The sequence below is a fragment of the Psychrobacter sp. AOP22-C1-C5 genome (assembly GCF_052378885.1).
In the GTDB taxonomy this organism is placed as follows: domain Bacteria; phylum Pseudomonadota; class Gammaproteobacteria; order Pseudomonadales; family Moraxellaceae; genus Psychrobacter.
Genome location: NZ_JBQSYC010000001.1, coordinates 240,161 through 267,135, shown reverse-complemented (window position 1 = coordinate 267,135; position 26,975 = coordinate 240,161). Strand labels below are relative to the sequence as shown.

21 protein-coding genes are annotated in these 26,975 nt (G+C 42.3%); 8 read left to right on the top strand and 13 right to left on the bottom strand.

Going from position 1 to position 26,975, the window contains the following annotated elements; all coding sequences use genetic code 11:
- Nucleotides 1-68: 68 nt before the first annotated feature.
- The 5 genes from ACT3TH_RS01030 to ACT3TH_RS01010 all read right to left on the bottom strand — a co-directional run bounded on the left by ACT3TH_RS01030 (nucleotide 69) and on the right by ACT3TH_RS01010 (nucleotide 5,850).
- Nucleotides 69-683 carry a glutathione S-transferase N-terminal domain-containing protein gene (locus ACT3TH_RS01030; RefSeq protein WP_444754000.1) on the bottom strand — a complete coding sequence of 205 codons (615 nt, stop codon included), beginning with the start codon at nucleotides 681-683 and terminating at the stop codon, nucleotides 69-71.
- A 197-nt stretch (nucleotides 684-880) separates the two neighbouring features.
- Nucleotides 881-1,597 carry a cytochrome c1 gene (locus ACT3TH_RS01025; protein WP_444753999.1) on the bottom strand — a complete coding sequence of 239 codons (717 nt, stop codon included), beginning with the start codon at nucleotides 1,595-1,597 and terminating at the stop codon, nucleotides 881-883.
- Nucleotides 1,597-2,802 carry a cytochrome b gene (locus tag ACT3TH_RS01020; protein ID WP_444754265.1) on the bottom strand — a complete coding sequence of 402 codons (1,206 nt, stop codon included), beginning with the start codon at nucleotides 2,800-2,802 and terminating at the stop codon, nucleotides 1,597-1,599. The genes ACT3TH_RS01025 and ACT3TH_RS01020 overlap by 1 nt, the downstream gene beginning before the upstream one ends.
- A 22-nt stretch (nucleotides 2,803-2,824) precedes the next feature.
- Nucleotides 2,825-3,409 carry a ubiquinol-cytochrome c reductase iron-sulfur subunit gene (gene petA / locus ACT3TH_RS01015; RefSeq protein WP_444753998.1) on the bottom strand — a complete coding sequence of 195 codons (585 nt, stop codon included), beginning with the start codon at nucleotides 3,407-3,409 and terminating at the stop codon, nucleotides 2,825-2,827.
- Nucleotides 3,410-3,906: 497 nt separating this feature from the next.
- Nucleotides 3,907-5,850, bottom strand: coding sequence for an ATP-binding cassette domain-containing protein (locus ACT3TH_RS01010; protein WP_444753997.1), 1,944 nt, complete (start codon nucleotides 5,848-5,850; stop codon nucleotides 3,907-3,909).
- Between the two features lie 264 nt (nucleotides 5,851-6,114).
- Between ACT3TH_RS01010 and ACT3TH_RS01005 the strand changes: the two genes are divergently transcribed.
- From ACT3TH_RS01005 to ACT3TH_RS00995, 3 genes are all read left to right on the top strand, one after another.
- The gene (locus ACT3TH_RS01005; protein WP_444753996.1) at nucleotides 6,115-6,375 is read left to right on the top strand and encodes a SlyX family protein; all 261 of its coding nucleotides are present in this window, start codon (nucleotides 6,115-6,117) and stop codon (nucleotides 6,373-6,375) included.
- A gap of 219 nt (nucleotides 6,376-6,594) precedes the next feature.
- Entirely contained in the window at nucleotides 6,595-8,094 is a 1,500-nt protein-coding gene (locus ACT3TH_RS01000) for a hypothetical protein (RefSeq protein WP_444753995.1), read from the top strand.
- A gap of 323 nt (nucleotides 8,095-8,417) precedes the next feature.
- A complete protein-coding gene (locus ACT3TH_RS00995) occupies nucleotides 8,418-9,863 on the top strand; it encodes an outer membrane protein transport protein (RefSeq protein WP_444753994.1) in 1,446 nt (481 codons plus the stop codon).
- 355 nt (nucleotides 9,864-10,218) lie between these two features.
- Here the strand turns inward: ACT3TH_RS00995 and putP are convergent, their stop codons facing one another.
- Both putP and ACT3TH_RS00985 read right to left on the bottom strand, forming a co-directional pair.
- Complete coding sequence (putP, locus tag ACT3TH_RS00990) at nucleotides 10,219-11,718, bottom strand: sodium/proline symporter PutP (protein ID WP_444753993.1); 1,500 nt, start codon at nucleotides 11,716-11,718, stop codon at nucleotides 10,219-10,221.
- Nucleotides 11,719-12,189: 471 nt separating this feature from the next.
- Nucleotides 12,190-13,062 carry a LysR family transcriptional regulator gene (locus ACT3TH_RS00985; RefSeq protein WP_444753992.1) on the bottom strand — a complete coding sequence of 291 codons (873 nt, stop codon included), beginning with the start codon at nucleotides 13,060-13,062 and terminating at the stop codon, nucleotides 12,190-12,192.
- A 325-nt stretch (nucleotides 13,063-13,387) separates the two neighbouring features.
- Between ACT3TH_RS00985 and leuC the strand changes: the two genes are divergently transcribed.
- The 5 genes from leuC (at nucleotide 13,388) to ACT3TH_RS00960 (ending at nucleotide 19,273) form a co-directional block, all read left to right on the top strand.
- Nucleotides 13,388-14,806, top strand: a complete 1,419-nt coding sequence (leuC, locus tag ACT3TH_RS00980; RefSeq protein ID WP_444753991.1) for a 3-isopropylmalate dehydratase large subunit — start codon at nucleotides 13,388-13,390, stop codon at nucleotides 14,804-14,806.
- A gap of 24 nt (nucleotides 14,807-14,830) precedes the next feature.
- Nucleotides 14,831-15,481, top strand: a complete 651-nt coding sequence (gene leuD / locus ACT3TH_RS00975) for a 3-isopropylmalate dehydratase small subunit (protein WP_444753990.1) — start codon at nucleotides 14,831-14,833, stop codon at nucleotides 15,479-15,481.
- A 139-nt stretch (nucleotides 15,482-15,620) separates the two neighbouring features.
- On the top strand, nucleotides 15,621-16,349 hold the full coding sequence (locus tag ACT3TH_RS00970; RefSeq protein ID WP_444753989.1) for a hypothetical protein: 729 nt from the start codon (nucleotides 15,621-15,623) through the stop codon (nucleotides 16,347-16,349).
- A 114-nt stretch (nucleotides 16,350-16,463) separates the two neighbouring features.
- Nucleotides 16,464-17,567, top strand: coding sequence for a 3-isopropylmalate dehydrogenase (gene leuB / locus ACT3TH_RS00965; RefSeq protein WP_444753988.1), 1,104 nt, complete (start codon nucleotides 16,464-16,466; stop codon nucleotides 17,565-17,567).
- 545 nt (nucleotides 17,568-18,112) lie between these two features.
- Nucleotides 18,113-19,273 carry a L,D-transpeptidase family protein gene (locus ACT3TH_RS00960; RefSeq protein WP_444753987.1) on the top strand — a complete coding sequence of 387 codons (1,161 nt, stop codon included), beginning with the start codon at nucleotides 18,113-18,115 and terminating at the stop codon, nucleotides 19,271-19,273.
- Between the two features lie 260 nt (nucleotides 19,274-19,533).
- On the opposite strand, the gene infA is transcribed toward ACT3TH_RS00960, so the two are convergent.
- From infA to queA, 6 genes are all read right to left on the bottom strand, one after another.
- On the bottom strand, nucleotides 19,534-19,755 hold the full coding sequence (gene infA, locus ACT3TH_RS00955; RefSeq protein ID WP_021814850.1) for a translation initiation factor IF-1: 222 nt from the start codon (nucleotides 19,753-19,755) through the stop codon (nucleotides 19,534-19,536).
- Nucleotides 19,756-19,861: 106 nt separating this feature from the next.
- The gene (truA, locus tag ACT3TH_RS00950; RefSeq protein ID WP_444753986.1) at nucleotides 19,862-20,695 is read right to left on the bottom strand and encodes a tRNA pseudouridine(38-40) synthase TruA; all 834 of its coding nucleotides are present in this window, start codon (nucleotides 20,693-20,695) and stop codon (nucleotides 19,862-19,864) included.
- 43 nt (nucleotides 20,696-20,738) lie between these two features.
- Nucleotides 20,739-21,824: an asparaginase gene (locus ACT3TH_RS00945; protein WP_444753985.1), complete on the bottom strand. Its 1,086-nt coding sequence runs from the start codon at nucleotides 21,822-21,824 to the stop codon at nucleotides 20,739-20,741.
- A gap of 134 nt (nucleotides 21,825-21,958) precedes the next feature.
- On the bottom strand, nucleotides 21,959-23,686 hold the full coding sequence (locus ACT3TH_RS00940) for a FimV/HubP family polar landmark protein (RefSeq protein WP_444753984.1): 1,728 nt from the start codon (nucleotides 23,684-23,686) through the stop codon (nucleotides 21,959-21,961).
- Between the two features lie 51 nt (nucleotides 23,687-23,737).
- Nucleotides 23,738-25,489: a type IV pilus assembly protein FimV gene (locus ACT3TH_RS00935; protein WP_444753983.1), complete on the bottom strand. Its 1,752-nt coding sequence runs from the start codon at nucleotides 25,487-25,489 to the stop codon at nucleotides 23,738-23,740.
- A 110-nt stretch (nucleotides 25,490-25,599) separates the two neighbouring features.
- Entirely contained in the window at nucleotides 25,600-26,802 is a 1,203-nt protein-coding gene (queA, locus tag ACT3TH_RS00930; RefSeq protein WP_444753982.1) for a tRNA preQ1(34) S-adenosylmethionine ribosyltransferase-isomerase QueA, read from the bottom strand.
- Nucleotides 26,803-26,975: the final 173 nt, after the last annotated feature.

The window sequence follows — 26,975 nt, the reverse complement described above, 5'->3', positions numbered from 1 at the left end:
TATTACTCTATAAAAAATGCAGATTTTTATTGTTCCCTATTTTAAGGTAGCGATAGACTGTTGTCTAATCAACGCACGCTTTTTTGAAAACTATCACGCTCAAAAACGCGCTTTTGATAGTCCAATAATGGGCGACTAATAGCACGTGGCAATTCGATGTTCATCTCTTCAAGTCGCCATAGTAAGGGTGCTAATAAAATATCACACCAACCAAACTCGTCTGCCATAAAATAGGGTTTATGAGCAAACAATGGTGATAAGGTGATTAAAGAATCGCTCAACTGTTTTTTAGCGATGTTGGCTTGTGCTTTATTAAAGCTATCTGGATGCATCAATAAGCGCTTACCTAGCGATAGCCAGTCGCGCTGAATACGCCAAGCCAACTGTCGAAACTGTGCCCGCTCTTGCGGTGTGTCAGGCAACAACTTGTTTGTGTGATAGCGTTCTTCTAGATACTCAAAGATTACATTGATTTCATAAAGTGCGATTTCGCGCTGCTGCAAAACAGGCAAAGTGTGATAGGGATTTAGCTCAGTTAAATCTTCAGGACGCTCAGAATGTAGGCGAGATAAATAATAAGCGAGCTTTTTTTCTTCAAGTAATAGACGCACTACATGACTGTCGTAGCCATCATCAGCGTATAAAATTAGCTGACTACTTGGAATGTCATTCGCATCAATCATGAAAGCCTAATGTTAATAGTAAAGGTTGTCATCGTAAACAAAGTCGCCTTATTTATCAAGGTAACGTACGTAAACATTGCTTGTTAGCCCCTTAGCCGTCTATTTCTTTTTCAATGTAAAGGTCTAATTAAACATAAAAAAGGCACTACCAAGGTAGTGCCTAATGTCATATTTAAAACTTATATTCTAATACGTATTTATTTTACGTCTTTCCAGAATTCTTTGTTCAACAAGTAAACTGGAATCAATAAAACCAATAAGAATAAAATCACAAAGAAACCAATTACTTGACGATCATGACGAGCAGGTTCTGCCATCCATGCCATAAAGTTCACTAAGTCACCAACTTCGCTCTGAAACTCTTCTGCACTCAATTGTTCTTGCATATTATGCAATACGTGAGGCATCGCCGCATTTTGTAGCACTAAGTTATTAGCACCCCAAGGACGGCTTGGGTCTTCATAAAACGATAGTAGGTAAGTATAGACCCAGTCATCACCGCGTAGTCTGGTTTCTAGCGATAGATCTGGAGGTGCCGCGCCAAACCATGACGCTTGTACTTCAGGATCAATCTCAGCATCGATATGGTCACCGATTTGATCGGTTGTTACCATCAAGTACTTCTCGACCAACTCAGGCGGTATCTCTAAATCTTTAGCAATGCGAGAGTGACGAACGTACTTTGCCGAATGACAACCAGCACAGTAGTTCATGAAGGTTTTCGCACCGTTTTGTAGCGAACCCTTATTGGTAAAATCAATAGGGGCCGTACTACAAGCCAAATGCTCTTCAACACCTTCAGCATTAGTAAATGTGCCACACCCATGACCACCAGCTGCCAACGCAGTACCAGCAGTCAAGGTCAATGTCGCGCCTAAGCCTAGACCAGCTAGGGATTTAATTAGCGTGCTCATTAGTGACCTCCGGTAACGCGTTCTGGTGGCTGTTTACACTTCTCAATGGCAGTGTAAAACGGCATCAGTAAGAAGAACAAGAAATATAAAATCGTAAATACACGTGCCAAGATAGTCGCTGTTGGTGTTGCAGGCGTTGCACCTAAGTAACCCAATACCACAAAGCTAATGGCAAAGATGGTTAATGCAATCTTAGACAAGATGCCTTTGTAGCGCATAGAGCGTACAGGAGATCTATCAAGCCATGGTATTAAGAATAATACAGCAATTGCTGCACCCATCGCGATAACACCACCAAGCTTATCTGGAACCGCACGTAAGATGGCGTAGAAAGGTGTGTAATACCATACTGGCGCAATATGAGCTGGTGTCTTCAATGAGTTCGCCGTCTCAAAGTTTGGTGGCTCAAGGAAGAAACCGCCGCCTTCTGGGAAGAAAAATACTACGGCAAAGAAACAGATAAAGAAGACTACGATACCGACCATGTCATGCACAGTGTAGTATGGATGGAATTCGATACCGTCTAATGGCACACCATTCTTGTCTTTTAGTTTTTTGATGTCAATGCCATCAGGGTTGTTTGAACCCACATGATGCAGCGCTACAATGTGCATGAATACCAAGCCAACAAGGACTAAAGGAATCGCAACAACGTGTAGAGCAAAGAAGCGGTTTAGAGTGATACCTGAGATGATATAGTCACCACGTACCCACTCAGCAAGACCGTCGCCAATTACTGGTAGGGCAGCAGGAAGGTTCAAAATAACCTGTGCACCCCAAAACGACATGTTACCCCAAGGTAGTAGGTATCCAAAGAAACCTTCTGCCATTAGTGCTAGGTAAATACCCATACCGATGAGCCAGATAAGCTCACGCGGCTTTTGATATGAGCCATATAACAAGGCTCTAAACATGTGTAAATATACCACGACAAAGAACGCAGACGCGCCAGTCGAGTGCATATAGCGAATGAGCCAACCGCCTTTAACATCACGCATGATGTACTCAACAGACGCAAAAGCCCCTTCGGCACTTGGATTGTACATCATCGTAAGCCATATACCGGTCACTAACTGGTTGACCAATACAATCATTGACAATACGCCAAAGAAATACCAAAAGTTAAAGTTCTTTGGTGCATAGTACTTTGACATATGGTATTCATAGGTTTCGGTCGCTGGGAAACGCGCGTCCACCCAATGCATTAACTTTTTACCCATACTCATATTAAGCCTCCCCAACCGTCAAGATGGTACCATCCATACCATATTCTGGGACGGGTAAATTAAGCGGTGCAGGAACGCCACTATAGACGCGACCTGCTAAGTCATACTTTGACCCATGGCATGGACAGAAAAATCCACCGTACCAATCATTACCACCCAAATCCACCGCGCCCACATCAGGACGGTAGTTTGGTGCACAGCCCAAATGTGTGCAAACGCCTTCAACAACCAATACGGTCGGTTCTAAAGAGCGAGTAGGGTTCTTGCAGTATTCAGGTTGTAGAGATGCATCAGAATCAGGGTCAGACAACAAAGGTTTGACTGATTCTAAGCCTGCGACCATATCTTCGGTGCGTTTGACTACATATATAGGTTTGCCACGATATTTGACGACAATCATTTGTCCTGCTTCGATAGAACCAATATCTTGGGTCACTGCAGCCCCTGCAGCCTCAGCTTTAGCACTCGGATACCAAGAACGGACAAAAGGTGTTGCCACAGCAGCTACCCCAGCTGCACCAATTGCGGCAGTCGAGGCAATAAGAACTCTACGGCGTTGTACATTAACGCCTTCGGCTTGGCTCATTAATACTTCCTCCAGGTGAATGAAATGGGATTATCCCACACTGGGTTTGTGGCTTAGAAATATACAATATCAAGCCACTTTAGCTGTGCCTAATTTTGCTAATTGTTGCTATTCTAAGCTATTTCGGTGATAAAATAAATTATTGCGTTAAAAATAAAGCAACCTTCATAGGACATACTATAAGGTTGAACACGATAACCAGAGCAAAATAGCTGGATTATCAATGTATAACATCTGCTTTTCTAATAGGGATTGTAAGCGGGATGACCTTATAATTAATAAGGATATTTAGCAATAGCGAATGATACTTGAAATCACGGCAATGTTCACTAACTTTCAGTACCTAACTACTATGTAACTGAGTCATAAACCAATAATCACCACTTTATATAATAAAATGGTGATTATTTTATTCCCTCTAATTGTTTAGCAGAATACAAATGAGAAACGAGTAGGGAGAATGGTCAGATAAATAATAGCTTACTTATATATTGCTACTAGCCTTCAAGCGAGCTCCAACGCTCAAGCTTATTCATCATCTCATCTTCAATCATGAGTAAGCGCTCACTAGCAGCAGTGGCTGCATTCATATCTTGCGTAAACCAAGTGCCATCGGCAAGCTTTTCTTGTAGCTGAGCTTGCTCTGCTTCGAGCGCTGCAATCTCTTTTGGCAAGTTGTCAAGTTCGCGTTGCTCATTATAATTGAGCTTTTTGACCGTTTTTTCAGGTTTAGCGGCAACTGCCGATTTATTCGCAGCTTTATTGCTTGTGCCTGTATTGGTTGGCGATCTCGCAGCGCGGGCTACTTCTTCGCGATTTTTTTGTACCAAATACTCTTGATAGCCGCCAACATATTCTTTGACGATCCCTTTGCCATCTTCATCTTCAGCAAATACCCAAGTAGACGTAACCACGTTGTCCATAAATGAGCGGTCATGACTAATCAGCAAGATAGTACCGTTAAAGCTGCTGACAGACTCCTCTAATAGCTCAAGGGTGGCCATGTCTAAGTCGTTGGTTGGCTCATCGAGTACGAGAATGTTAGCAGGCTTTAATAATTGCTTGGCAAGTAGCACGCGATTACGCTCACCGCCTGATAAGGCTTTTACTGGCGTACGCGCACGCTCTGGTGCAAACAAGAAGTCTTGCAAGTAACTCATAATATGCGTTTTGCGACCGCCAACTTCGACAAAATCAGAGCCTTCCGAGACATTTTGAGCCACACTGGCTTCAAGGTCTAATTGGTCACGCAACTGATCAAAAAATGCAATTTGTAAATTGGTACCCAGCTCAACACTACCTGTTTTGGTCACTTCATCATCAGACATATCGAGTAGGGCTTTGATCAACGTTGTTTTACCAGCACCGTTGGGACCCACGATACCAATTTTATCACCGCGCATAATCGTGGTGCTAAAATTATCGACCAAGACATTGCCATCATATTCAAGGTGCAGGTTTTTAACTTTACAAACCAGCTTACCGCTTTTTTCGCCTTCACCCATAGTGATATTGACGTTACCAACTTGCTCACGGCGACCACTACGTTCTTCACGTAGTGCTTTTAATTCGCGTACGCGGCCTTCATTACGGGTGCGACGTGCTTTAATGCCTTGACGAATCCATACTTCTTCTTGTGCTAACTTTTTATCGAAGTTGGCGTTGTTTTTTTCTTCAGCAAGAAGTTGTAGCTCTTTTAACTCTTGATAGCGTGCATAACCTTTTGCGCCCTGAGTGACGTCATAGCTGGTCAATTGACCACGGTCAAGCTCCACGATACGGGTGGCCAGTTTATTAACAAACGCTCTATCATGGGTCACAAACAATAAGGTCAAGCCTTGCCAATCCAATAAAAAGCGCTCTAACCACTCAATGCTCTCAACGTCCAAATGGTTGGTTGGCTCATCCAGTAACAAGACATCAGGTTTAGTGACCAAAGATCTGGCGAGTAGGACGCGGCGTTTACGACCACCGGAGAGTGATGACAAGTCGTCTTCTGGATCTAATCCCATCGTTGTAATCAGACGTCTAGCATCACGCTCTAAGTCCCAGCCATGCACCGCATCGATATCATGTTGTAACGTTGCCATATGTTCACAAGCATCCATGTCGCCATTGGCACATAGATCAACTTGCTTATTATAGTTAATTAGCAAGTCAGCTGTACGACGGCTGCCGCCCATGACGATGTCCAAGATACGACCGCTTGTTTCAGGTACGTCTTGTTCTAGCATAGCAACACGCATGCTGCTATTAGTAATAATCTCGCCACTGTCAGGCTGCAATGAGCCATTGATCAGCTTAAACAAAGTAGATTTGCCTTCGCCATTGCGGCCAATTAAGCACACGCGCTCACCAGCATTGATCGCAAAATCAATACCATCAAGAACAGGCGCGACGCCAAAGGCTAAGTGGATGTCTTTTAAATGTATCAGTGCCATAGAATGTCTTAAGCTTATATAATAGAGGAGTAGGGGTTGTTGCAAAATTGCCAGCAGTATAACATGCCACCACACGACTGTAGTGGGCGTAAATGGTTTTATAAGCACTATTTATAACCTGTGCTCTCAATTAATTATACCATGCACTATTAGCGGTCATTTTATCATCATTATCATAGGTTTAGTGCTGGTATTTAGAGATCACTCATCTGTGCCATTGACAACTCCCACCAATCTTACCTTTACTATAATTCAGAGAAAAATATGAATCATACCAATGTTCAAAACGATGCTCCGATTCCCCTTACTGAATGGCAAGCGCAACAAGTTATCGACTTACAGATGAGCATGGCACATCTTGAGCTGACAGTAGAGCGACTTGATGAAGTGATTGCACGGCAAGACAAAGATATCCAAACACTACAGCGCCAATTGCAGCTCATCTATAAGCAAGTTGAGAGTCAGGACACAGAAGAAGGTATCGCTCCTTTTGATGTGATTGCAGATAGACCGCCGCATTATTAATTTATAAAAATAAGACATATAAAGAGAAGTTAATAAAACTCATGGGACTGGCTTTAGGCAAACGTACTGTCCAGTGACTATTTAGTCATAATAGAGAAATAACCTGTTTTTATAGTTGTTTTCATGTTCGAAAATCTTTAATATCTTCCTCCTCGGCTGCTGCTTACTTAATAAAAATGAGTTCAGTAGTAAAACAATGCGGATGTTTGGAGATATATAATGCAGGTAGCTTTTCATTTAAAAACGCTCACAGTAGCTGTCGCTACTCTCTCAATTGCTAGCGTTGCTAGTGCTGCTGGTCTTGATCGTTCAGGTCAAGACATTACTGCATTCCTACAAGATGGTCTATACGCTGAAGCGGTTTATACCTATATCGATGCTGATGTAAGCGGTACAGATACGTCAGGCAATAAGATTGATGATATTGCAGAATCTTATGATTTTTTCCGTTATGGCGTGAAGGCAGATATCGATGACACGTTCAGTGTGGGTATCTTATATGACGAGCCATTTGGCGCGGCAGCTGACTATAGTGGCAATAATAATTTTGTAGGTGCTCCAACTGCAGCGATTGATAACCTTATTGCGTCACGTCTAGGTGATAGAGGTATTAACAATATCCAAGAATTAAGAACTACGGTTGAGAATGTTCAAGGGCAGCTAAGTGCTTCTGAAACTCGTTTGGACGCAGCTAGAGAGCAAGTTAGACAAGCTCAAGCAGCTGTCAATCAAAATCCAGCACTTGAACCAGTATTACGTCCTCAGATTAATGCTGGTTTGGCAGGTATTGCAGCTGGAGAAACTCAGTTAGCAGCGGGTCAAGCGCAGTTAAATCAGCTTGAGCAGTTAGAAGGCTTTGCTGATGGTCAGCTTTCCAACACTGAAGGTACCAATGTCGAAGTTCGTAGTGAAAGCATCACTGGTATTGTTGGTGCGAAATTTGGTGCGAATAAAGAGTTTCAAGTTTATGGTGGACCTGTAGCCCAGCGTGTCAAAGCTGATGTAAAACTGCGTGGTAGTGCTTATGGTCCAGCGACCGGTTATACCGCACACATTAGCCCAGATATGGATTATGGCTATATTGCAGGTATCGCTTATAGCAAGCCTGAAATTGCTTTAAAAGCAGCCTTAACGTATCGCTCTGAGATTGATCACAGTTTGAATATCAGTGAGACGTATCCAGTAGTTGCTGCATTAGGTGGACAGGCAACTCAAGGTAACAAAATAGACATCACTACGCCTAAGTCAGTGAATTTTGATTTCCAAACAGGTATCAATCAAACGACATTAGCCACGGCAAAGGTTCGCTGGGTTCCTTGGGGTGATTTCGCAATCGTTCCACCGCTTTACAATGAAGTGAGCAAACAAGTAACTGAAGACGATAAAGGTCTACCCTTGGTTGACTATGACAAAGACCAATGGCAAGTGGAGCTAGGTCTTGCTAAGCGCTTAACACCAGCATTTGCTGTGACAGGTACAGTCGGTTGGGATAGCGGTGCTGGTAACCCAGTCACTTCTTTGGGTCCTATTGAAGGCTACTATAGTGCAGGACTTGGTGCAAAATATAACTTCACTGAAAACTGGGCAGTCTCGGCTGGTGGTAAATACCTATGGTTCGGTGATGCTGATGGCCAAATTCCAACCAAAGCTATAGTTAGTAACTTTGAAGACAACGATGGCTTCATCCTTGGTGCTAAGCTTTCTTATCAGTCAAATTAATACGTAGCACGATTTTGGTATTAAAAATCTAATTTAATAGTAAATCAAAGGCGATCCGTAAAGGGTCGCTTTTTTATTGTGTGATTTAAACCTAAAATAGAAATCAAGAATAAAGTCAAATTAGTTAACTGTATCTTACTTACATCTTATGTGTACTGTTCAGTCATATTCAGGAAATAAAGTACTTTAATTGTTGTCTTAGTGTCAAAAAGGCATTAGTATTCAACTTAGGACACTACTTTGATCATCGAAATATCGTGCATAGGAATGCTAAGGATTGATGATTAAAGTAATTAAACAACGAGGACGTTTGGAGATACACAATGCGCACTACCTTTCACTTGAAATCCCTTGCAGTAGCAATTGCCACTCTTTCTGTTGCTAGCGTAACCAATGCTGCTGGTCTTGATCGTTCAGGACAAGACATCACTGCCTTCTTACAAGATGGCACTTATGCAGAAACCGTTTATACATACATTAGTGCTGATGTTACTGGTAAAGACAGTGCCAATAACGACCCTAATAGTAACGCTTATGTTGAAGGCCGTGATACGGGCGATATTGCTGAAACTTATGACTTTTTCCGTTATGGTGTGAAAACAGATATCAATGACACTTTTAGTGTTGGTATTTTATACGATGAACCTTTTGGTGCAGCGGCTGAGTACGAAGGCGACAGCAACTTTGTCTCAAAGGGTGATATCAATGCGTCTATTACACAGTTAACCGGTGGGCAATTTAATGCAGTCACTCTTCGTCCTGAAATAGTTAGACAAACTAGAATCGCGCAGTCCCCAACAAGTACTCCTGCTGAAAGAGCAGCCGCAGCAGCCGAAGCTACAAGGCTTAGTACAGCAGGAGCAATAGCTCAAGCAGAAGCAGGAAATGCAGGCGAAAACACTAACGTAGAAGTTCGTAGTGAAAGCTTAACGGGAATTCTGGGGATGAAGTTTGGTGCCAATAAAGAGTTTCAAGTATATGGTGGCCCAGTAGCTCAGCGCATACGAGCTGATACAAAACTACGTGGATTGGCTTACGGTCCTGCTACTGGTTATACGTCAACGAGTAATCCTGATATGGATTATGGTTATATCGCAGGTATCTCTTATAGTAAACCAGAAATTGCCTTAAAAGCTGCTTTAACTTATCGTTCTGAGATTGATCATGATATTGATATAGCTGAGAACTATCCATTAGCAGGAATTAGAGCATTAGCAGCGGGAGCTACCCCAGAACAGGCGGCAGCAGCAGCAAATCGAAGCAGCAATTATGAAATTACAACTCCCAAATCGGTTAATTTAGATTTTCAGACAGGTATTAATCCCACGACACTAGCTACTGCGAAAGTACGTTGGGTACCATGGAGCGACTTTGTTATCACGCCTCCACTATATAATGAAATCAGTAAACTTAATCCTTTATATAGTGAAAATGGATTAAACTTAGTTGAATATGACGACGATCAGTGGATGGTGGAATTGGGTCTGTCTAAGCGCTTAGCACCTGCGTTAGCGGTTAGCGGTACGGTTGGTTGGGATAGTGGTGCGGGTGATCCAACAACCTCACTAGGTCCTGTCGATGGCTACTATAGCGTTGGCCTTGGTGCTAAATATAACTTCACTGAAAACTGGGCAGTCTCAGCAGGTGGTAAATACCTATGGTTCGGTGATGCCCAAGGTCGCTTACCAACGGGTAAGATTGTTGGAGACTTTGAGGACAATAACGGTTATATCCTAGGACTAAAACTGTCTTATCAAGATATGAAATAGTAACTGTATGAGTCAGTATTGATTACTAAGTAAAAAAGCGATCCATCATGGATCGCTTTTTTTTGTGTTTTTAAATGAACTGTACTAATTATGGCTTTACCTTTAACGTTTAAGGTAATTTATAAAGGGGAATTTATATCAATAGCAAGTAGCTATCAATATCTGTATTTTATTTCGAAAAGGTTAAGCGTTAAGTAAAAAGTTGCAGCTTGTTATATCAAAATTAAGTGGTTTAGAAGTGTGCAAAGAAGTCGACACAGGCTTTTTTACTACATAAATATATAGAATAAAAAATTATCCACAAAAAAACCTCGCTAATGATAGCGAGGTTTTTTGTCTTAAATACAATATCAATTTATTTATTTAAATTTAGTTCCATTTCTTTATACTTCGCAGCCACTGAAGGTCTTGGGCCACCAGTCATAATACTAACTGCAAAGATAGCAATGGTGCTTAAAATAAAGCCTGGAACGATGGCATATAACCAACTATTCAGTGCCATACCGTTTACTTGGAAAGGACCGTAGATCCATAAGATTACAGTCAAGGCACCAATCACCATGCCAGCGACAGCGCCGTTCCGGTTCATGCCGCGCCATGTCAGACTGAAAATAACCAGCGGTCCGAATGCTGCACCAAATCCTGCCCAAGCGTTAGAAACCAAGCTCAGTACTGAGCTTTCTGGATCAGAAGCCAGTAGGATAGCAACAACAGCAACGATTACCACTGAAATACGACCGACCAATACTTGACGAGCTTCTGGTGCATCTTGATCGAAAAATAACTTATAAACGTCTTTGGTCAGTGAACTGGATACGACCAATAGCTGCGATGAGATGGTACTCATGATTGCTGCCAAAATTGCTGCTAATAAGAAACCTGAAACCAATGGAGTGAATAAAAACTGAGTAAATACTAAAAAGATGGTCTCAGGGTCATCTAGCGTCATGGCCGTTTTTTGTACATAGGCACGGCCAGCAAAACCAGTCATTAACGCACCAATAAGGCTGATAATCATCCAGCTCATACCGATATTACGTGCAGTAGGAATATCTTTCACTGAACGAATAGCCATAAAGCGTACGATAATATGCGGCTGGCCAAAATACCCTAAACCCCATGCCATTAATGAGACAATGCCAATGATAGTCATGCCATTAGTGATATTTAGCATGCTTGGATCGATATTTCTCACGGCTTCAGTAGTGGCTGAGACACCACCAAGATCAGTAAAGGCAACGATAGGTACGATTACCATCGCAAATAGCATGATAATACCTTGAACAAAGTCAGTCATCGAGACCGCTAAGAAACCACCGAATAGCGTATAAGCGACAACCACACCAGCGGTAACCCAAAGGCCTGTGCTATAAGATAGATTGAGTGAGCTTTCAAAAAGCTTGCCGCCGCCCACCAAACTTGCCGCAGTATAGACTGTAAAGAATAAAATAATAACCAATGCAGAGATGACACGCAACATGTGCGATTTATCTTCAAAACGATTGGCGAAATAGTCAGGTAGAGTGATGGCGTTGTCAGCAACTTCGGTATAGACGCGAAGGCGAGGTGCCACGATCATATAGTTTAAAAATGCACCAAGTGTCAAACCAAGCGCAATCCATATACTAACCACACCATCAGCATACATATAACCGGGTAGGCCAAGTAATAGCCACCCTGACATATCAGATGCACCTGCCGAAAGTGCGGTGACAGCTGGACCTAAATTACGTCCCCCTAATAGGTAGCCTTCAGTATCATTGGCCTGCTTAAAATAAGCGTAAATACCAATTGCAATCATTAATAAAAAATAGGCGCCAAGTGATATCAGCACGCCGCTAGAAACTCCGTTCATATAAATTGTCCTTAACCAACGTCATTGGCTGTAATTATGTGTAACTATAGAAATTCGGTCTTATCGAGCGTTGCTTAAAACAATATTTAAAGACAAAAAAAGCCATTAAGTAGGACATAATGGCTTCTCTCAGTATTTGCTTTTAGTTTTATATGATTGGTGTTGTTTTATGGCTACTACCTAAAATCAAAGATAAGGAGCAACGAGAACTCTTCGTTCTCTTTACTTATTTTGGTTGTCCAAATCTGCTATTGATTTATAGAGAGTAATTGCCTATATAACCAATCATTTAAAACCATTAAACCTACTGTTAACCATCATATCTTACTAGAAGTGTTCAATATATGACTATCAGTGCGCTTCAGGTAAATTTTTGTTAGAAAACAACGTCGCCTGCATTATAACGTATGAAAGTCACAAATGCGAATACCATATTTTTTAATTAAACACGTCTAGTATCTTGAGCAATCATCACTCGATCGGAGCCAATAAATCCAATAAGGCGGTGACACTACTAGACTGTGTCAGTTTCGGGTTAATAACTACCCCTAAATAGCGTTGTAACTCAATGTTGTCAGCCATATCGATACGCTCCAAATCCTGACTGATCATGGTCTGTGGTAACACTGACCAACCAAGCCCGACAGACACCAACATGCGAATAGACTCAAGTGGATTGGTACTCATCGTGGCATAAGGTTTAAGATTGTGCTTGGCAAATTCTGCCAAAGTAATCTGACTGGTAAAAGTATTAGCAGACGGTAAAATAGCAGGGTATCTTGCCAACTGCTCTAGAGTGACATTGGATTTGGTTGCTAAAGGTGACAGAGTGCCTGTCATAAAGTAGAGAGGATCTGACCATAGGGTGTGATAGCTCAAACGCTTATCATAAACAGGAGGTAGGGTGACAAAAGCCAATGATAAATCACCATCTAGTACTGCTTTGTGTGCTTTTTCAGAATCGACAAAATGTACTTCTAACTGCACTGCAGGATAGGTTTGGATAAAGTGTTTGAGCACAGGTGCTAAATGATGCAAGCCAATATGATGACTGGTACCGATGACTAACTTACCCGAGACAATATGCTGGGAATGTTGCAAATTAATTTTAAAATTCTCGTAATCTTCTAGCCATCGCTTGGCATGAGGCAACATTTCACTCGCCGCTTGGGTTGGTACAATCCCGCGTCCTACAGTATCAAACAAAGTGATATTAAATTCATCTTCCAAGTTTTTAATACGTTTACTGACAGCAGGTTGAGTAATAAATAGCTTTTCTGCTGCGCCTGAGATACTGCCTGTATGCATAACAGTGACGAATGTTGTTAAGTTCGTGGTGTTCAAACGAATGTCCTTAGCTGTCTAACGAGCTATAAATAAAAGTTGACGGGCCTAATATCAATGTATTAGAAATAAAAGTTTGCATCTGGTTAAAAATCATCAATTATTATTATAGGATTAGCCTGCTATAATCACAAGACATCAAAGCATATTGTAGGCATATTTATTTTATTTACCCAAAATTTGCCACATAAAACTTGGTTTGATGATCAAATGTAGCCATAGCTATAAGATTAAAGATACATATAAAACTTGAACAAGATTCTTGCTGATGACGATATGCACAAGCAAGACATTGAGTGATTAGCAACCAACAAAGGATAAGAACATGGCTGGTCAAACGTTATACGACAAACTTTGGAGCGCTCACGAAATCACCCAACGTGACGATGGTTCAAGCCTGATTTATATTGACCGCCATTTGCTACACGAAGTGACAAGTCCGCAGGCGTTTGAAGGTTTGGAGCTGGCCAATAGAGTACCATGGCGTCTATCCGCCAATATCGCGAGCCCTGATCATAACGTACCAACGGTTACTAAAGAGCGTCTGGAAGGGGTATCTGGTATTAAAGACAAGGTGTCACGTCTACAGGTGGTGACATTGGATGATAACTGTGCCAAGTTTGATATTGCCGAATTCACCATCAATGATGCTCGTCAAGGCATCTTACACGTCGTCGGTCCTGAACAAGGCTTGGTATTACCAGGTATGACAGTGGTTTGTGGTGATTCGCATACAGCGACACATGGTGCGCTCGGTTGTTTGGCTCACGGCATCGGTACATCTGAGGTTGAGCACGTGCTAGCAACGCAGTGTCTGATCCAGAAAAAATCAAAAAATATGCAAATTCGTGTCACTGGTAAGCTCGGTACTGGTGTGACATCAAAAGATGTGGTGTTGGCAATTATTGCAAAAATTGGTACAGCAGGCGGTACAGGACACGCGATTGAATTTGCAGGACAGGTGTTTGAAGACATGAGCATGGAAGGTCGCATGACTGTCTGTAATATGGCGATTGAAGCAGGCGCTCGTGTGGGTATGGTTGCTGTCGATGACATCACCATCGACTATGTCAAAGGTCGTCCTTATGCGCCAAACGAATCACAATGGCAGCAAGCTGAAGCGTACTGGCGCACTTTGTATTCAGATGACGATGCAGTGTTTGATACTGTGGTCGAGATTGACGGTAGCCAAATAGCGCCGCAAGTGTCGTGGGGAACCTCACCTGAAATGGTCGTTGATATCACACAATCAGTACCAACGCCTGAGCAAGCCGCTGATGAGGCGCAAGAGGAGGGCTGGTTACGCGCTTATACTTATATGGGTCTAGAAGCAGGACAAAAAATCACTGATATCCAGCTTGACCGTATCTTTATTGGTTCATGTACCAACTCACGTATCGAAGATTTGCGTGATGCAGCAGCAGTGATTAAAGGCCGTAAAGTCGCGAATAATATAAAAGAAGCCATCGTGGTTGCTGGCTCTGGGCAAGTGAAACTACAAGCAGAAGCAGAAGGTCTCGATGCATTGTTTACTGAAGCAGGGTTTGAGTGGCGCGAGCCGGGCTGCTCTATGTGCTTAGCAATGAATGCCGATAAGCTTGAGCCGCAAGAGCACTGTGCCTCGACTTCTAACCGTAATTTTGAAGGTCGTCAAGGCAATGGTGGTCGTACGCATTTGGTCAGTCCAGCAATGGCAGCGGCAGCAGCATTGGCAGGTCGCTTTGTAGATGTAAGAACATTTTAAGACTAACGATTGATAGGACATTTTATGCAAGCTTACAACTCTCAAACCGGTATCGTCTGCCCACTCGATCGCGCAAACGTCGATACCGATCAAATTATTGCAAAGCAGTTTTTGAAATCTATCAAACGTACTGGTTTTGGCGTGAATTTATTTGATGATTGGCGCTATCTTGACGAGGGTTATCCGGGTCAAGACAACAGCACACGTATCATCAATCCAGACTTCGTTTTGAATAAACCGCGTTATCAAGGCGCTACTATTTTGCTGGCACGCAGAAATTTTGGTTGTGGCTCTAGCCGTGAACATGCGCCTTGGGCACTCTCAGAGTACGGTTTTCGTACGGTCATTGCACCAAGCTTTGCTGATATTTTTTATAACAACTGTTTCAAAAACGGCATGCTACCGATTGTATTGGATGAGGTTATTGTAGATACCTTGATGAAAGCTACGTTTGCCAACGAAGGTTATGAGTTGACCGCAGATCTCGAGCGTCAAGTAGTCACTACGCCAACGGGTGAGGAATATGCGTTTGAAGTCGATGCCTTTCGTAAGCATTGCTTGTTAAATGGTCTTGATGATATCGGTTTAACTTTGCAGCAAAGTGATGCTATCAAAGATTACGAGCATAAAATGATGCAAAAGACACCTTGGATCTTTAATGACGTACGAGCTTAAATGATAAATCTATAAATGAAGGTTCATAAAACTGCTGAACAGTCGTAATGTAACGTTGAGTTATGGCGGTGAACTGGCTAAAATGAAAGACAGTTTTTATAGTCTTTTATTATCTTTCTTATAAATAGTAGCCGCCATTATGAATAAAAACCGTTATGCGTTATGGACAAGTACGATTTTTGCTGCAAGCTTACTGTTGTCGGGCTGTCAGTCTCTAACTGGCTACCAGAAAATAGAAGAGGCAGAAAGCGCCAAAGTATGGGCAGGTAAGATTGAACCCATTGCTGGTGAAGTAAATATCGCATGTGTAGGCACTTATCACTGCGAAATTATGCAGATAGATAGAACGTTAGTGATTTCGCCTGACAGTCATGAGCCGATTAATCCTGCGATGCTGGTGGCTATGCCAAGTTCTGATGGTGTGAAGAAGACAGTAAAAGCACCGATGAATATGGACATGACTCCACTCGTTAGTAAAAATTCTATCAAAATTGTGCCATTGTCTGCCTCGGCCATGCCAGGTTTGACCAATTATTATGCTCGAGTGATGCCTGCAAAGCGTGAAGTGCATGTTAATTTTTATCCAGAAAACAATAGAAGTTATATAGAACGTTTTGCGATGATCCATGACTTTGTTGAGCCAGGTACTTATCGGCTACGTGCTTATCAAAAACGATCTGATACAAATTCTGGTAGCTTATTAGAAACAGCCTCGCCTGAACCTTTATGTATTGATTTATTGCAAGGCAGTCAAGTACAGCGTAGATTCTGCAAGCAACTGGGTGCGGAGCGTCAAGGCGAGTTTATTGAGACGGGCACGTTTGAGGTGTCACCTACGGCATCTAAATCCAAGGCAATCAAAGCATAAAGTCGCACATCGGTACTGAGAAGTTATTTGTATTCTTAAAACGATGATCTTAGTCATCTCAAAATAATCAAATCGACTATATTAATAAAAACTTACCCACTTAAAAGGACCAGTATGGCAACGATTTTAACATTAGCGGGCGATGGTATCGGCCCTGAGATTATGACTCAAGCCATTGACGTGCTCGAAGCTGTCAATAAGAAGTTTGCACTAGGTTTGACCCTTGAGTCTGGATTGATTGGCGGTGTGGCTATCGACGCGACTGGTGAGCCATTGCCAGATGAGACGTTGACGCGCGCGCGCGCCGCAGATGCCGTATTACTAGGTGCTGTTGGCGGCCCTAAGTGGGATAATATTGAACGCAGTAAACGTCCAGAGCGTGGCTTACTAAAAATCCGTGGTGAGCTTGGTTTGTTTGCCAACTTACGAGTGGCAAAGCTTTATCCGCAGCTTGTTAATGCTTCAAGCATCAAACCTGAAATTATCTCAGGTCTAGATTTACTGATCGTTCGTGAGTTGACTGGTGGTATCTATTTTGGCGAGCCTCGTGGTATTCGTACGTTAGAGAATGGTGAGCAGCAAGGCTATAACACCATGGTATATAGCACAAGTGAGATCAACCGCATCGGTAAGGTTGCGTTTGAGCTGGCAAGAACGCGCGCACAAGCAGTAGGTACGGCGCCAAAGGTGTGTTCAGTAGATAAAGCAAATGTTTTGGAAGTCACTGAGCTATGGAAGCAGACGATAACTGAGATGCAGCAAGCGGACTACAACGATGTGGCACTATCACATATGTATGCTGACAATGCTTGCATGCAGCTGATTAAAGACCCCAAGCAGTTCGATGTCATGGTGACTGGCAATATGTTTGGTGATATCTTATCTGACGAAGCTGCTATGCTAACGGGCTCTATTGGTATGTTACCATCAGCCAGTCTGGATGAAGCTGGTAAAGGTATGTATGAGCCATGCCATGGTTCAGCACCTGATATAGCAGGACAAGATAAAGCCAATCCACTAGCAACCATTTTATCTGTAGCAATGATGCTTCGTTACACCTTTAAACAAGAAGAGGCAGCGCAAGCCATCGAGCAAGCGGTAAGCGATGTGTTGGATGATGGTCTACGTACTGCTGACATCTTAGACCGCAGTGAATCTGGACTAAAGCAAGTAGGTTGTATAGAAATGGGTCAAGCAGTATTGGCCAAATTGATCTAAACAAAACTGCTCTGTTGTGTTCAAATTTTTATAGAATTATTAGATAGACGCTCCTTGTCTTTCAATTACCCATAAGTTGCTGAGCAATTTATGGGTTTTTTATGGCCTGTAGGTTGAGCATAGTCACTATGCAGTGGAGAACTGAAAAGCAATACAGATATGAGTATTAAAATGCGGATCTAAAAAATAAAATTTTCTGTTATGAACAGCATTAACAGAGATGCTGCATAACAAGCGCCCTTTTAACATAAAGCTGTTATATGCTCACAGAAGAATATGTCAACATGAGTTGTTTGTAAATGGAAAAACCACATCTGATTTTAGCAGGCTGTCATTCAATAAATGATAGTGCCATTCATTACTTTGATGAAGCCATGAGGCTGTGCAACCTTATCATTTAGTGCCATGGTGACTAAGTATCTTGATCAATAAGTAGTCAAATAAACAAGATCATTAATAAAGTGGCTTGCTAAATAATCAGATAGTCAAAAAAATAATTCTATAAGAGTAAATTGAGCACTTTTATAAAAAATTAGGAGCAGCACATGTACCAATTAAAAAAAATTAGCACGGCAATAGCAATGATTGGTCTCTCTACAACAATTTTTATGGGACAAAGCATTGCAGCACCCACTGATACCACGAGTACGACTGATAATATGAGTACGACTGGTAGTATGAGTACGACAAATAATAGTACTAGCGCAAATATGAATGATTTGAGCCCAGTGACCAATGGTGTCAGTCAGCAGCCCGCAGGCAATAGTAAGACGGCGAGTGCGCTAAAAAATCTACTTCCTACAATAAAGTATACGACAGACAATTTGCCTGCCGTGGCTAAAAGTGTGAACAAAGCCACTTGGAAGACAGGAGCGAAAATAGACCGCACTACAGGAGCGAAATTACAGGCATTACTCAACTGGCACCAAAATGGTGTTGGCCCTGTAGATGGGTACTGGGGTAAAAATACGCGTAAAGCCATGCAAGCATTTCAAAAGGCGAATAGCTTGACCGTCACCGACAGTTTGAATAACGAAACATGGCAAGCATTGAGTAAGAACGAGAAGCTACTAACGCAACCAGTATTGGTGAATTATCAGCTAAGTGAAGCAGATGTCAATGTCAAAACCACAAAAATACCTGAAGAAGCAACGGAAAAGGCCAAGCTTGACGGTATGTACTATGAGAGTCTTATCGAAGCATTGGCAGAAAAATTCCATATTAGCGAAGGATATTTAAAGGCATTAAATCCTAATGCCAAATTTGCTGCTGGCGAGACAATCACGGTTTACAATCCTGGTAATCCTAACACTAAGCCTGTGAGTCGAGTGGTGGCAGATAAGGCCACTGAGACGTTATATGCTTATGATGAAGACAATAATCTAGTCGCTAGCTATCCAACAACAGTAGGTAGTACCGCGACACCTTCACCTACAGGTACGCATACAGTAAAAGTGAAAGTACACGAGCCTAATTATACTTATACCGCCGATGATGGTAGCAAGTCTATTATTCCGCCAGGCCCCAACAATCCAGTCGGTTTGGTTTGGATCGGGCTGAGCAAACCTTCTTATGGTATTCATGGCTCACCAGATCCTGCTCGTATCAGTCGTCAGGCATCAGCAGGTTGCATCCGTTTGACTAACTGGGATGCATTGGCACTTTTAGGCGTGATTCAAAACGGAGCTACTGTTGAATTCACATAAAAAGTGCGTATCGCTTTAATACATTATAAAAGCCAGACAAAAAAATACCGCTGATATTAGCGGTATTTTCTATGGTAAAAACAAGACACTTGAATTAAAAACTAAAACATTGATAGGCAATAATGAGCAGGTTAGCATTTTCATTATTATTATCAGTTAAACCACTCAAGCATTTATATTAGCGTTAAAGAAGCTATTTAACAATCGGCTCCAGACATCTATATGCTTTTATAACCATTTTAGTCGATAACAATCAGAATTTAGTTTTTACCGCGGTAAGTGATACGACCTTTAGACAAGTCATAAGGTGTCATTTCAACTTTAACCTTATCGCCTGTCAAGATGCGAATATAATGCTTACGCATTTTACCAGAGATGTGTGCGATGATTTCGTGTCCGTTTTCTAAACGCACTTTAAACAAAGTATTTGGAAGGGTGTCGATGACTTCGCCTTCAAATTCAATAATATCGTCTTTTGCCATAATTTGTATCAATCAATTAAAAATAAGCCCATATTATACGTAAGTTAGCAGGTTAAAGCAATACAGAACCTGGTTTTGACTTGACAGCCTGTAACTGATATGTATATCAATTTGGTAAGTTCAGCCAAAGTGGGGTTAAAGGCGCATCTGGCAGTAGCTCTTGGAAGCGTTCAGGATAGTAAGCATTAATAAAGTATAATCCATCCCCAGAAGCAGTGGCTGGCGCTATGGTACGGTCTTTTTTATTTAAAATACTTAAAAAATCTGCGGGTGCAAGTTCATGTCTACCAATGGCATATAAGGTACCCATCAGATTACGAACCATATGGTGTAAGAAACCATCGGCTTGGATGTCAAAAACGATAAATTGACCATGGGCGAAAAGGTTTGCATGACTCACGGTACGCACTGGCTGATTGGATTGACAGGCGGCAGCGCGGTAGCTACTAAAATCATGAGTACCAACGATGTCAGCCGCAGCAAGTTGCATTGCAGCCAAATCAAGCGGTTCATAGATATGAGTTACTTGATGGTTGAGTATCGCAGGACGCTGCGCTTGGTTGAGCGTGATATAACGATAGCGACGAGCAATGGCACCAAAGCGTGCATGGAAGTCGGCTGGCATTGGTTGAATCCAGCGTAGGGCGATGTCATCAGGTAGTAAGCTGTTCACGCCGCGCAGCCAATTGTGAGTAGGGCGATACGCACGAGTGGTGAAATGAGCAATCATATTGCTGGCATGTACACTCGCATCAGTACGCCCAGCGGCAACTACTTCTATGGTTTCATTAGCGACCTTACCAATAGCCACCTCTAATGCTTCTTGTACACCCAGCACTTCTCGTTGGCGCTGCCAGCCATGGTAATGTGTGCCTAAAAACTCAATGGCAATGGCTAAGGTATAGGTTGGTTCAGGTTCGCTGGTTTTGGTTTCTGACATTGTGGTTTCGAAGCTTATAAAATGAGAAAAGGTGAATAATCATTTATCTTTTTTTGATGGTAGTGCCCATTTGAGTGACGTTATTCAACCAGCGTTGTCTACGTCTTGCTGGACTGTCGTAACGCAGTAGCAACCATAATAGCCGCGCATAAATAGCAGGAATGGTCAGCCGACCACCAGCAATGACATGATGATCGTATTGCCAACTGCCTGCTGCGTAGCTATCGCTGACGCCGCCGAATGGGCATTGACTGGCACCTATCACCATATGCCCTTTCTCATGAGCACTCTCTAACGTTTCTGCTAGTGCCGCTGAATAGGGGACGTTACCAGCCCCAAATCCCATTAATATAATGCCAGACGATGGCTGTGACAATAAGGCCTGTAATTGATTGTTGATGACCTCAGCGTCATTGGGTAAGCAGTACAGAGCATGAATGCGCACGCTCTCAGCGCGATTTTGAATACTACTCAGCATTTTTTGCTGGTCATCAAGCCAATGTTGACGGCGGGTATCTGGTAGATTCTTTACATAACTGTTTGCTGGATATGCCGCTCGAAAATGACCCGTGAATGCCATCAAGTCATGACTGTGAATCTTTTGTACCGTTTGCGCAGGCCACGACTCACCGCCAAAACTAATCTTGACACCTGCTTCACCTGCCGCTGCTAACTTTAATGAGCTATTAAGATTGTCCCAAGCATCGCTATGATCATCAATACAGTAAGAGTGCAATACTTCACTATCTAGCAACGGACGCATACTACCCGTTACAACAATACAAATATCACTACCGGCAAAAGCTTCTGCCAAAAAAGCACCCAGATAACTTAGAGTATCCGTCCCAGTAATTAAGACAAAACGCCGACCACCTTGCGCGTAAGCGCCTAGTAGAAGCTGATAAAAGTGAGCGAAATCATTGGGAGTGAGTTGACTGCTGTCTTTGATCAGCGTGTTGTCCAACCACGAAGATTTTGATAGATGAGCTGTGTCTTCTTGAGCTGCCAGCAGGTTTTGTAAAATAGGTAAAAACACTTCTGCTGATAATGAAGCCAAAGGTCTGCCGTAGCTACCAAAAGTACCACCAGCATAAATCAATTGAACAGGATCGGATATTGTTTTTGTCATAGTAGAGGATGGCGCAATAAAAGAAGAGAAGGTAGTAATAATAGATAATATGAAGGTTAAATGCAAAAAAAATCAGCAGGTATTCTATGTTATAAAACTATAGAGTACCTGCTGATGAAAAACCAAGTTATTTACTACGCTGTGCGCTCAAGTAGCATTTTTGCTTGCTGTTGCTGTTCATCGTTACCGTGAACCATGACTTCCTTCAGCAAACGTTTGGCACTATCGTATTCACCCAGTTGTATATACTGGCTTGCCAAGTCCAGTGTTACTTGATTACTGTCTAACGACTTTACAAAGTCGAAATCCGCTGAAAAACGCGATGAGAAGTCTTCTTCTGACTCAGTCTCAACTTCAGAAGTAACCGCACTCTCGTTTTCGACTGGGGCTAATGAAGTAGGCGTTATTGAAGAATCTGTCTCAGAATCAAAGTCGTTTTCTAATGAAGTGTTGTCATCAAATAGCAATGGAGCAGTTGCTGCGACACTAGGTGTTTCAGTAATGGTACTTTCTAGGCTACTGTCATCGAAACGTAGTTCTTCAAGATTGTTATCTTCAAAGCTATTATTTTCAAGAACATTGTCTGTTAGAGGACGGTTTTCAAAACTATTTTCTTCAAGAGCATCTTCCTTAAGATCATTCACTTCAAAAGAGTTTTCTTCAAAATTACGATCTTCAAGTACGAAATCATCAAAGTCATTACTTTCTTCGAGAGTAGGCTCTTTGTTTACTAATACCGTCTCTGTACTATTCGAGGCGTCAAAATCTTCTAAAGATAAAGTAAAGTCTTCTTCTTGACTTTGAGTGACATCATTTTGAGCAGCATCGACGGTCAAATCTTTAGCATTGGTTTCGTCAGTGTTGGTATCAGTCTCGACATCGGTCACTAATTCATCAAAATCTAAAATAAACGCTTCGCTGTCCAGCGTCATCTCATCGCTAGCGTCATCAGAGCGGCTTGGCGTGACAGAATTCTCTGGCAGCGTATTAATATCCGCCTCAGATGAGTCAAGATTAAAATCAAAATCACTGATGTCGCTATCTTCAGTCGCTGAATCATTGATAGTAGATGTATTTTGGCTTTCCTTATCTGTCGTGTTTAATGAAGTGACAGGAGTTGAACTGTTGGCAGTAGGTTCTTCGAAATCATCCTCAAAATCGCTCAGAGTAAGATCAAAGTTGTCCTCTACTGTGTCAGTTGTAGAGCTGGCTTCATGAAGCTCATTTGAGATGGCAGGGTTAGTGATAGACTCATCTACCAGAGTACGGTTGCTGTTTTGTACCACTGGCTGGTCAGATAATGATGGGTTATTATCAAATTGCTTGTCATCAAATTGACCAGTTGGTAAGTCAAAATCTATGCTTTCGAAGTTCGTGTCATCTTCTACTGGCATCTCTTGCGCCGCAATTGGATTTTGTTCTCCAAAAAATAAAGCTTTTAGCTCGTCAGCTTGAGCGATGCTTTGTGTATCGTTCTGCGTCTTAATAACGTCATAAACTTTGTTAAAGTTTTCTGGCTGATCGATGGTCGCATAAATGCTGAGTAGCTTAAGTAACAACTGGCTGTCGTTTGGCTTTTCATTGAGACCACGGTTGAGTGTTTCAATTGCTTTGTCATGACGCTGTTGATCGATAAAGCGCTCAGCAATCGTAATATGATCGAATTTTTTGTCAATATCTTCATGACTGCGAGTAGAAGTGTCACTGGTCGTTTTGGCTGTTGGTGTTAGCGTAGCAGCCTTTTTCCCTGACTGTATGTGCGGTTGTACTGAAGGCTCTTGTGCTTTCTTTTTGCGCAATACTACACCAGCTACTAATAAGATAAGCACCAATCCGGCGATGATATATAGCATATTGTCCATAATTATTCCCACGCCTATGATCAAAGCGTACTGCGTTGATCAGTCAGGCAATTATTGATTGCGTAGTTTTTTGAGACGAGCTTGTAGCTCAGCCAGTTTTTGGTTTTGGAGTTGAATCTTTTTACTATAGCTATCAAGCGCACTACTGGTTTTTGATAATTGCTGAGCTTGCGTCGCTGTGCTTTGTCTTGATGATTTGAGCGTTGCTAATATATCGGTACTAAGACCATTGCCCTTGGTAGCAGATGATTTTGATTGCGTGCCTTCTGCACTGCCATTATGATCGGGGGCAAGCACAGAAAACTGCGCTTTTGGTAGTGTGCGTGTTTTAGTCATCGCAGGTTCTTCACGCGGTTTGGCTGCTTGAGTCATCTCAGATGTTTTTTTGGACGGTGTCTTGGCAGTTTTTGTGGCGATAGGAGTGTTTGCTCTACGGCTATATTGTCTTTGGGCATTAATGGCAGCTTCTAGTTTTTTCTGCGATGGGACAACGTCGTAGCTGGGCAAACTTAACTTAGCATCGGCTTTTAACTGCCCTGCGTCTTTATTGATAAAAGCGTCTGGGTTCTGTGATTGAATCTGTTTCATCACGGTTTGGATGTCTAGATCGTTTTCCTCTGCGATTTGCTGCGCAATAATCCAAAGGCTATCGTTGCGTTGTACTTGGTACTGAGCCGTAGCATTACTGGTTACGTTTAGCGTATTACTAGAAACAGCATTACCAGACGCAGCAATATTGGCAGGTATGTTACTAGGGGCAGCAGTTACGGCAGTAGCACTGGTGGGGCTAGTCTTAGTATCAAGATCAGTCTTCAGCGCGTTGACTTCCGTGTTCTTTGGCATTGGCATCATAGGGGAGGCAACGACAGTACCCATATCTTTCTGACTACTAGGTTGCACCTGACGAGTGACTTGAATATTTAAAATGTCTAACTGTTTATCAGTAATAGCTGGCATCGGTGTCTTGTTGTCATTGGTACTAGCACCCAGCATACTATTGGTTGCATTCTCAACAGAATTGATGCTGACGCTATTTGTACCAGCGGTCATCGCTGTTTTATTCGTACCTAAACGACTATCTTCCAAACGTCCATTGTCCAAACGACTGGGCGCATAAACAAGGTTATTACCTTGTGATGTAGAGGTTACGGTAGGTGCTTGTATACTAGCCGCCTGAATGACAGCAGGTTGCATATTAGGCGCTGGCAACGTAGAGACGACTAAATCGCTTGCTAGTGGTTTAGGTGTAGATGCAGCAGATGCTGATATCAATGGCGGCGGCGCACCCTTTCTAACAGTCAGCGGTCTGGCAGTACTTGCAGACACACTTGGTAAGTTGGGTCTTTGTACGACTGTCGCAATGTTTTTGGAGGTATCAATAGGCAAGCTATCACTGAGCGGCATCAGTAATGTCTTAGGAACGACATTGCGCTGACCCTTATCATTTATCGCCAATACCACATCAGCAAAAGGTTTAGAAACAGGCTTTGATGTGGTAATGAATACTTGTCCACTAGTCGCTGAGGTAGGCGTGAAGCGTACAGTCATCGAATCTGTGGGCGTCAGTCCCATTTGCTGATAAATAATCGGATTTGCCAAACTGGCTGAAAAGTCAGCTGCTCGAATATCCGTGACCACGATGCTTGCCGTTAGTGGCTCATGCTGGGCAGAGGTCACCACAGTCTTACCAATCGTCGCTGCTTGCGCGCTTGACACTGAAGCGGCATAGCCTATAGAACAAAGTAATGCCATCGATATCGCACGATGTACAGTAGTCAAGCGATGAGATAAATGACAAGACATGAGCCGCCCTTCAGAATATAAGTTGTCTTTGCTTTTATAGCAAAATACCGCCTAGTTTACCAGTTTATTTCACAACTGTTGTGACCAATAAAAAAATGTTTGTGCAATGTTCAATTTGCTTTTTTATCAAGCAACATTGCATCGCCGTAACTAAAGAAGCGGTATTGCTTTTCTATGGCATGTTGATAAGCCTGTTCAATAGCGGCTTTACCAGAAAACGCCGATACCAGCATCAATAAGGTGGACTTGGGCAAGTGAAAGTTAGTCAACAGTCGATCTATAACGCCAAACTTAAAACCAGGGTAAATAAATATATCCGTATCGCCTGACCAACTAGAAAGTGCTTGTCCATTTACGGCTGTTTTTTGATACGCTGTTTCAAGGACACGAGTCACAGTTGTACCAATGGCAATAACTTGGTTACCGTTTGCATGCGTTTGATTAATAAGCTCAGCGGTTGCTTGTGGTAAATGCGCATATTCGCTGTGCATGGTGTGATTGAGTAAATTGTCTGTTTTCACCGGTGCAAAGGTACCAGCACCAACGTGCAAAGTGACAAAAGCCGTGTTGATGCCTTTTGCTTCCAACTTGCTCAATACTGACTCATCAAAATGCAAACTTGCCGTGGGTGCAGCTACACTTGCAAGCTTGGCTGGATCATGAAAAACTGTTTGATAACGCGTATTGTCGGTATCATCAGCATGGCGCTCAAAGTAGGGCGGAATAGGCAACTCACCATAAAGCTCTAAATGCGGCAAAATAGGCGCATCAAATGCCAAGATGAATAAATTGTCTTGACGACCAATCATCACCGCATGCATGTGACCATCAGCAAGTGCCACGCGTTGACCGAGTTTCAGCGCTTTACTGGTCTTAACATGGCACAGCGCGATATGCTCTTGATTGACAGGCTCACCGTCCATATCCTCTAAATATAGAGTTGCGGCATCTAAATCTGAAATGTTAACCAAGCGCTCAATGAGTGCTTCAAGCTTACCGCCCGTATCTTTTTGACCAAATAGGCGCGCTTTCATCACCTTGGTGTCGTTAAACACAATCAAATCGCCAGCCTTCAATAGATCAGGTAACTCAGCAAACAAACGATCCTCTACGCTGGCCGTATTTTTTTGATTATCAGTGGCTAGGTGTAGTAGTTTTGAGGCAGAGCGCTGTGCTAATGGATAGCGCGCAATCAGGCTGTCTGGCAGCTCATAATCATAATCATCAACGCTCAAATAGTCTAAAACGGCGTCATCTTTATGGGTATCAATCTGAATGTTATTATCAGAGTTTACAGAGTGGGAGTCGGTCATAATCAGTCTTTAAATGAATGTAAATTTTGGCGTAATTGTAGCAGAAACGAAGTTATGAAAGGACAGTTTAATAAGGATTGATAGGCATAAAATCTGTTTAATATATATAAATAGCCTAAGCGAAAAACTTAATAATAAATAATCAACAATGCGCTTTAGAATCATTTATATTA